Origin of the sequence: Allobosea eneae (assembly GCF_042657265.1) — a bacterium.
Taxonomy (GTDB): Bacteria; Pseudomonadota; Alphaproteobacteria; order Rhizobiales; family Beijerinckiaceae; genus Allobosea; species Allobosea eneae.
Genome location: NZ_JBHSLW010000109.1, coordinates 1 through 7,743 on the forward strand (window position 1 = coordinate 1; position 7,743 = coordinate 7,743).

The 7,743-nt window shown below is 66.0% G+C and carries 7 protein-coding genes; 5 read left to right on the forward strand and 2 right to left on the reverse strand.

The window, feature by feature from the left end; genetic code table 11:
* Positions 1 to 155: 155 nt before the first annotated feature.
* From ACFPOB_RS30010 to ACFPOB_RS30030, 5 genes are all read left to right on the forward strand, one after another.
* Positions 156 to 1,757 carry an ABC transporter substrate-binding protein gene (locus tag ACFPOB_RS30010; protein WP_377801822.1) on the forward strand — a complete coding sequence of 534 codons (1,602 nt, stop codon included), beginning with the start codon at positions 156 to 158 and terminating at the stop codon, positions 1,755 to 1,757.
* Between the two features lie 75 nt (positions 1,758 to 1,832).
* Positions 1,833 to 2,816, forward strand: a complete 984-nt coding sequence (locus ACFPOB_RS30015; protein ID WP_377801823.1) for an ABC transporter permease — start codon at positions 1,833 to 1,835, stop codon at positions 2,814 to 2,816.
* Positions 2,817 to 3,002: 186 nt separating this feature from the next.
* The gene (locus ACFPOB_RS30020; protein WP_377801824.1) at positions 3,003 to 3,947 is read left to right on the forward strand and encodes an ABC transporter permease; all 945 of its coding nucleotides are present in this window, start codon (positions 3,003 to 3,005) and stop codon (positions 3,945 to 3,947) included.
* Positions 3,948 to 3,990: 43 nt separating this feature from the next.
* On the forward strand, positions 3,991 to 4,992 hold the full coding sequence (locus tag ACFPOB_RS30025) for an ABC transporter ATP-binding protein (protein WP_377801825.1): 1,002 nt from the start codon (positions 3,991 to 3,993) through the stop codon (positions 4,990 to 4,992).
* Positions 4,989 to 5,981: an ABC transporter ATP-binding protein gene (locus ACFPOB_RS30030; RefSeq protein WP_377801826.1), complete on the forward strand. Its 993-nt coding sequence runs from the start codon at positions 4,989 to 4,991 to the stop codon at positions 5,979 to 5,981. Before ACFPOB_RS30025 ends, ACFPOB_RS30030 begins: the two co-directional genes overlap by 4 nt.
* A gap of 238 nt (positions 5,982 to 6,219) precedes the next feature.
* Here the strand turns inward: ACFPOB_RS30030 and ACFPOB_RS30035 are convergent, their stop codons facing one another.
* Both ACFPOB_RS30035 and ACFPOB_RS30040 read right to left on the reverse strand, forming a co-directional pair.
* On the reverse strand, positions 6,220 to 7,479 hold the full coding sequence (locus ACFPOB_RS30035) for a peptide ABC transporter permease (RefSeq protein ID WP_377801827.1): 1,260 nt from the start codon (positions 7,477 to 7,479) through the stop codon (positions 6,220 to 6,222).
* A gap of 50 nt (positions 7,480 to 7,529) precedes the next feature.
* Positions 7,530 to 7,743 (reverse strand): hypothetical protein (locus ACFPOB_RS30040; RefSeq protein ID WP_377801828.1); only part of this gene is annotated, 214 nt, incomplete at its 5' end.

The following is a 7,743-nucleotide window of genomic DNA, read 5'->3' on the forward strand; positions in this document are numbered from 1 at the left end:
CATCGCCGACCTCCAAATCAGTCGGCTCTCCATGAATCAGACAATCCGCGTCAGAGGAATCCTCGAACAGACGCATGCGGCAATCCGTCCACACTGCCTAACATCCGGCGCTTCGGCTGGCCCGCGATCGGGCCGCGACTGGGAGGTCAATTCCGATGAAATCGCGTAATCTTACGCTTGCCGCCGCGCTGTTCGGCGTCTCCGTGCTGGCGCTCGGCGCAGCCGAAGCGAGGCCGGTCAAATGGGCCTCCGCCGGCGATGCGCTGACGATCGATCCGCATGGCCAGAACGAAGGCCTGACGACCACGGTCGTCCAGCACATGTATGAGGCCCTGACCGAGCGCGACCATGCGGGAAAGCTGCATCCGCTGCTCGCTTCGTCGTGGAAGGTGCTGCCGGACGATCCGACCACCTGGGAGTTCAAGCTGCAGGAGGGCGTCAAGTTCCATGACGGCTCGCCCTTCACCGCCGACGACGTGGTGTTCTCCTATGAACGCGCCATGCAGCCGACCTCGGACTTCAAGGGTTATCTGACCTCGGTGGAGAAGGTCTCGAAGGTCGACGACCTCACGGTCCGCATCAAGACCAAGGGTCCGAACCCGTTGTTGGTCAACAACACCTCGTCCATCCGCATCCTGAACAAGGCTTGGGCGGAGAAGAACAACGCCACCAAGGCGCAGGATTTCAAGAACAAGGAAGAGAACTACGCCGTCCGCAATGCCAACGGCACGGGCCCCTTCGTCCTGGTCACGCGTGAAGCCGACGTGAAGACGGTGATGAAGCGCAACGAGAATTACTGGGCCAAGGCGAAGGTGCCGCTCGAGATCACCGAGCTGACCTATGTGCCGATCAAGCAGGATGCGACCCGCATCGCGGCGCTGCTCTCCGGCGAGGTCGATCTCGTCCAGGACGTGCCGGTGCAGGACATCGCCCGGCTGAAGGGCCAGCCCAAGGTCCGCGTCACCACCGGCCCCGAGAACCGCACCATCTTCTTCGGCATGGACGTCGCGTCCAAGGACCTGAAGGGCGACAATGTCGAGGGCAAGAATCCCTTCGCCGACAAGCGCGTCCGCCAGGCGATGAACATGGCGCTCAACCGCCAGGCGATCCAGCGCGTCGTGATGCGCGGCGAGTCGATCCCGACCGGCGTCATCCTGCCGCCCTTCGCCAATGGCTGGACCAAGGAGCTCGACGCCGCGCCGGCGACCGACGTCGCCAAGGCCAAGGCGCTGCTCGCCGAGGCCGGCTACCCCAACGGCTTCTCGGTAACGCTGCATTGCCCGAACGATCGCTACATCAACGATGAGGGCATCTGCCAGGCAGCGGTCGGCATGTTCGGCCAGATCGGCGTCAAGGTGAACCTGGTCTCGCAGTCGAAGTCGATCCACTTCAACCTGATCCAGAAGAACCCGCCGGAGACCGAGTTCTACCTCGTCGGCTGGGGCGTCCCGACCTTCGACAGCGACTATGTCTTCTCCTACATGTATCACAGCCGCACCGGCTCGCAGGGCAGCTGGAACGCGACCGGCTATGCCGACAAGGATGTCGACGCGCAAATCCAGTCGCTCTCCAAGGAGATCGACATCGCCAAGCGCGACGCCACGATCGCCCAGATCTGGGCGAAGCTGAAGGACGAGACGGTCTATCTGCCGATCCACCACCAGACGCTCAGCTATGGCATGAACTCGACGCTCGACGTGCCCGTCGACGTCCAAAACCAGCCGAAGCTGAAGATGGTCTCGTTCAAGGGCTCGTAGAGCCGGCAACCTGTCGCAGGGGCCGCGCCAAGACGGCCCCGCGACTTATCATTCGTATAAGGGGTTCAAGACGCGATGCTCGCCTATATCCTGCGCTCGCTGATGCAGGGGCTGGTGGTGATGCTCGCCGTCGCCTTCATCGCCTTCTCGATGTTCCGGTTCGTCGGCGATCCCGTCGTCAACATGCTCGGCCAGGAAGCGACGCTCCAGGACCGCGCCGAACTGACTGAACGGCTGGGCCTCAATGATCCGGTGCCGCTACAATTCGCGCGTTTCGTCGCCGATGCGGCGCGCGGCGATTTCGGCATTTCCTATCGCCAGGGCCGCAAGGTCTCCGCGCTGATCCTTGAGCGCCTGCCCGCGACCGTCGAGCTCGCCGTGCTCTCGGCGATTTTCGCCTTCGTCACCGGCATCGCCTTCGGCGTTTACGCCGCGATCCGCCGCGACAGCTGGATCGCCAATCTCGTCATGTCGGTCTCCCTGATCGGTGTTTCCCTGCCGACTTTCCTGATCGGAATCGGGCTGATCTACATCTTCGCCGTTGAGCTGCGCTGGCTGCCGTCGTTCGGGCGCGGCGACACCGTCCAGATCGGCTGGTGGTCGACCGGGCTGCTGACGGTGAGCGGCCTAAAGTCACTGGTCATGCCGGTGCTGACCCTCGGCTTCCTGCAGCTCACTCTGGTGATGCGCCTCGTCCGCTCCGAGATGCTGGAGGTGATGCGCGCCGATTTCATCCGCTTCGCCCGAGCTCGCGGCATTCCCGAGCGCAAGATCGAGTTCCGCCATGCCCTACGCAACACCATGATCCCGGTGATCACCATCGCCGGTGTGCAATTGGGCGGCGTCATCGCCTTCGCCATCGTCACCGAGACGGTGTTCCAGTGGCCAGGGCTCGGCGCGCTCTTCGTCAATGCGGTGCAGTTCGTCGACGTTCCCGTGATGTCGGCCTATCTGCTCTTCGTCGCCTTCGTCTTCGTGCTGACCTCTTTGCTGGTCGACATCGTCTACGTCGCGCTCGATCCGCGCCTGCGCGGCGGTGTCATGGTTCCGGCGAAGTGAGGTGGCAATGACGAGCGATTCCATTGTCATTCCGGGGCTTCGCATAGCGAAGAACCCGGAACCCACGACCGGGCGAGCCGTCTTGTTTTTGCCGATGACGTGGGAAATTCGGCTGGTTAGATATCACGCGGTCGTGGGTTCCGGGTTCGGCCCTGCGGGCCGCCCCGGAATGACGGAGGGCAGCGCATGACGACGCTTTCCGCACCTCCCAAAGGTCCGAGTCGCTTCGCCCGCTTCTGGGATTCCGACCTCGTCTATTCCTTCCGCTCCTCGCCGATCACGGTGATGGCGAGCATCATGGCGCTGCTGCTCGTGCTGGCCGCCGTCTTCGCGCCGCTGATCGCGCCCTACGACCCGTTCGACCCGTCCTCGCTCGACCTCTCAGACGGCTTCTCGCGGCCCATGCAGCCCAACGAGATCACCGGCAAGGTGTTCTGGCTGGGGTCGGACGGCCAGGGCCGCGACATCTTCTCGGCCATCCTCTACGGCTCGCGCGTCTCGTTGATCGTCGGCGCCGCCTCGGTGCTGTTTTCGCTCGTGCTCGGCGTCGGCCTCGGCCTCGTCGCCGGCTATGTCGGCGGTCGCACCGAGGCGCTGATCATGCGCGTCGCCGACATCCAGCTCTCCTTCCCGGCGATCCTGGTGGCGCTGCTCGTCTTCGGCGTGGCGCGGGGGTTGATCCCGCCGGCGGCGCAGGAGCAGATGACGCTGCTCGTCCTCGTCATCGCCATCGGCCTGTCGAACTGGGCGCAATATGCCCGCACCGTGCGCGGCTCGACCCTTGTCGAGAAGAACAAGGTCTATGTCGACGCCGCCCGCCTGATCGGACTCAAGGCCTGGCCGGTGATGCTCAAGCACGTCCTGCCCAATGTCGCCGGACCCGTGCTGGTCATCGCCACGATCAACCTCGCGCTGGCGGTGATCGAGGAGGCGACGCTCTCCTTCCTCGGCGTCGGCATGCCGCCGACCCAGCCCTCGCTCGGCACACTGATCCGCTTCGGCCAGCAGTACCTGTTCTCCGGCGAGTGGTGGATCCTGCTATTCCCCTCGCTCGTGCTGATCCTGTTCGCGCTCTCGATCAACCTGTTCGGCGACTGGTTGCGCGATGCGCTCAATCCGAAACTGAGGTGACGATGAAACGCCGCCTGCCTTCCTTCGCGTTCCCGGAGCTGCGATGACCCAACCAGTCCTCTCCGTCCAGGACCTCACCGTCGAGTTCGTCACACGCCGCGGCACATTGCGCGCGCTCGACAAGGTTTCCTTCGACATCGCCCGCGGCGAGGTGCTGGGCGTCGTCGGTGAATCCGGCGCCGGCAAGTCGGTCACCGGCTCGGCGATCATCGGACTGATCGATCCGCCCGGCCGCATCGCAGACGGCAAGGTCGTGCTCTCCGGCGAGCGCGTCGACCATCTCCCGCCCGAGCAGATGCGCCGCGTCCGCGGCAAGCGCATCGGCATGATCTTCCAGGACCCGCTGACCAGCCTCAACCCGCTCTACCGGGTTGGCGAGCAATTGATCGAGACGATACAGACCCATACTGATCTCAACGCGGCCGATGCGCGCAAGCGCGCCATCGCCTTGCTCGACGAGGTCGGCATTCCGGCGCCCGAACGGCGCATCGACGGCTATCCGCATGAATTCTCCGGCGGCATGCGCCAGCGCGTCGTCATCGCGCTCGCGCTCTGCGCCGAGCCGGAGTTCATCATCGCCGACGAGCCGACGACGGCGCTCGACGTGTCCGTGCAAGCGCAGATCATCGCCCTGATCAAGCGGCTCTGCAAGGAGCGCGGGACGTCGGTGATGCTGGTGACCCACGATATGGGTGTGATCGCCGAGACCGCCGACCGCGTCGCCGTGATGTATGCCGGCCGCGTTGCCGAGATCGGTCCGGTACGCGAGGTCATCAAGCAGCCGCTCCACCCCTATACGCAAGGGCTGATGGGCGCGATCCCCTCGATCACGGGTGACGCTGCGCGGTTGGTGCAGATCCCCGGTTCGATGCCGCGGCTCTCCAACATCCCGAAGGGCTGCGCTTTCAATCCGCGCTGCGCCAAGGTCTTCGCCCGCTGCCATGTCGAGCGGCCGGAACTCATCGATGTCGGCGGCCACAAGGTCGCCTGCCATCTCTACGACCAGGCGAAGGTGCCGAGCGGCAAGACGGAGATCGCGGCGTGAGCGACAAAGCCTTCGTCCAGGTCCGTGACCTCAAGCGCGTCTTCGACGTCTCCAAGCCTTGGCTCAACCGGGTGCTGGAGCGCCAGGACAAGCAGTTCCTCAAGGCCGTCGACGGCGTCTCCTTCGACATTCGCAAGGGCGAGACCTTCGCGCTCGTCGGCGAGTCCGGTTCGGGCAAATCGACGGTTGCGCGTATGGTGGTCGGACTGCTGCACCCGTCCGGCGGCACGGTCTCGATCGACGGCGTCTCGATGTCCGATCAGGCCGCTTCCGCCGAGCGCCAGCGCCTGCGCCGGCGCATCCAGATGATCTTCCAGGATCCTTACGCCTCGCTCAATCCGCGCTGGCGCGTCGGGCGGATCATCGCCGAGCCGATCCGTGCTTTCGACATCATCCAGGGCGATGCGCCGATCGAGGCGCGCGTCGGCGAACTGCTCTCGCTGGTCGGCCTGCATCCCGACGACGGCAAGAAGTTCCCCCACGAATTCTCCGGCGGCCAGCGCCAGCGCATCGCGATTGCCCGCGCGCTCGCCTCCAATGCCGAGTTCATCGTCTGCGACGAGCCGACCTCGGCGCTCGACGTCTCCGTGCAGGCGCAGATCCTCAATCTGATGCGCGACCTGCAGGAGAAGTTCGGGCTGACCTATCTCTTCATCAGCCACAATCTCGCGGTCGTCCGGCATATGGCGACCCGCATCGGCGTGATGTATCTCGGCCGCCTCGTCGAGGTTTCCGATGGAAAGCAGCTCTTCGCCGCACCGCGCCACCCCTATACGAGGATGCTGCTCGACGCGGTGCCCGACCTCGCCATGATCGGCAAGGCGCACGAGGGTGTGAAGGGCGAAATCCCGAACCCGATCAACCCGCCTTCGGGCTGCACCTTCCATCCGCGCTGTCCGCTGGTCTTCGACCGCTGCCGGATCGAGAACCCGCCGGTGATCGACGGCGTCGCCTGCCATGCGGTGAATGCGGGCCGCGAGGCGGCGTAGGCGCTCGGACACACCGTCTTTCCGGGGCGCCGCGCAGCGGCGAGCCCGGAACCCATGAGCAACACCTTTTTCGTCATGGTCGGCCTTGTGCCGACCATCCACGTCTTTGCTGGTCGAAGGCCGTTTCCGAGACTTGTATGCGCGCCACAAGGGCGAGCATGTCGATCTGCGCAGCGTCGTGCTCGTGGCTTCTGCGACCAGGTCTATCGGCCTGTCCCGGAATGACGGCCGCTGCTGCCTACTCTGCGGCCGGCACGCTCGGCGCCTTCGGCCGCCGGCCCAGTGGCGCCACCGGTCGCTCGGTGCGGTACTGCCCGCGGGCGATGGCGGTGAAGAGCAGGGCGACGGCGGTCAATGTCATCAGCCACCAGGTCTGGAACGAGGCGAAGCCAAGCGCCGCCAGCGCAAAGGCGGTGACATAGGCTGCGACGCCCCCGGCCGCGAGGGCGCCCGGCATGCGGCCGGCGGCGCTGACCGCGAAATAGAGGCAGAGCGCTGCCGTCGTCGCGCCGACCAAGCCGAGCTCATACCATGTCTCGAACAGGATTGTGGTGGGCACCTCCAGCGGCAGCGCCCCGGTGGTGCGCCCGCGTAGCACCGTGTCGAGCCCGTGGCCGGTGACGAGTTGCAACGGGCGGATCGAGATGATGTCGGCCCAGATGTCGAGCCCGGTGCCGACCGTGCTGAACACCGCCGGCGAGAGCCGGAAGAACGGCAGCAGCAGGAAGGGCAGAAGCGGGGCCAGCAGCATCAGCCCGGCCATGATCCCGCCCATCAGCCGGGCGCCGACGATGCGATTGGCGCTGACCGCGCCGAAGGCGATCGCGCCGCACAGCATCGCCATCGCCTCTCCGTCCTCGATGCGCGACAATGCGAGCAGGCCGACGGCGAGCGCCAGCCCCAGCGCCGTCAGCCCGCGTTCGCGCGACAGGAGCCAGGCGAGCGCCGGCCATGACATGATCAGCACGACGCTGATCCCGCGCTCAACGCTGCCGGCAGCGTTGGCCGTGCGCGAGTCGACCGGGCCGAGCGCCTCGGTCAGGAGCAGGCCGAGTGCGAAGATCGCGGCGGTGCCGGCACCCAGCGCGGCGAGGTTGAGGTTCGAGGCGCGCATGCGCTCCGGCAGCGCCGCCGCGCCGGCAAAGCCGAGCGCTACGGCGAGGAAGAGATTGGCCGCCTTCTCGGTGGCCGAGCCGGTATAGGGGCTCCAGATCAGCGAGAGCACGGCCCATCCGACCAGCGCCCAGAGGGTGAGCCCGGCGCGGCTGAAGATCGAGGCCCTGACATTGCCGGCGAACCAGCGCGGCGCCTCGATCAGCGCGGCGATCACCAGCAGCACCACGCCGATCGGCACCAGGACCACGGCGGCGCGGCGCGAGACCAATGAGGCCAGCGGCAGAGCGAGTGCCAGCGTCGCGAAGCCGAGGCGGCGCAGGAGCAGCGCGGCGTCGGTCGCGGGATCGAGGGGCGTCTGGGCGTTCGGGCGGATCATGGGCAAGCGGGCACTCGGCAGGCAGCGCCCGGCCGGGATGCCGGGAACAGCCCATTTCACAGTAGCGCCGGCTTCAGCGTTCGACTGTAGGTGCGCTGCAACACTGCGCCGGCATTATCGCCTAGGCTGAACACCGAAAGTTCACTGGCTGCGCCAGCCGTTCCGTGGGATGAGCGACTGTCTTGTTGGTCAAGCGGTTTGTTCGCGCCATGGTTGTCTGTCCCGGATGACGGCGTTGAGGATTGTGACGAGCTTTCGGGCTGTCGCGAT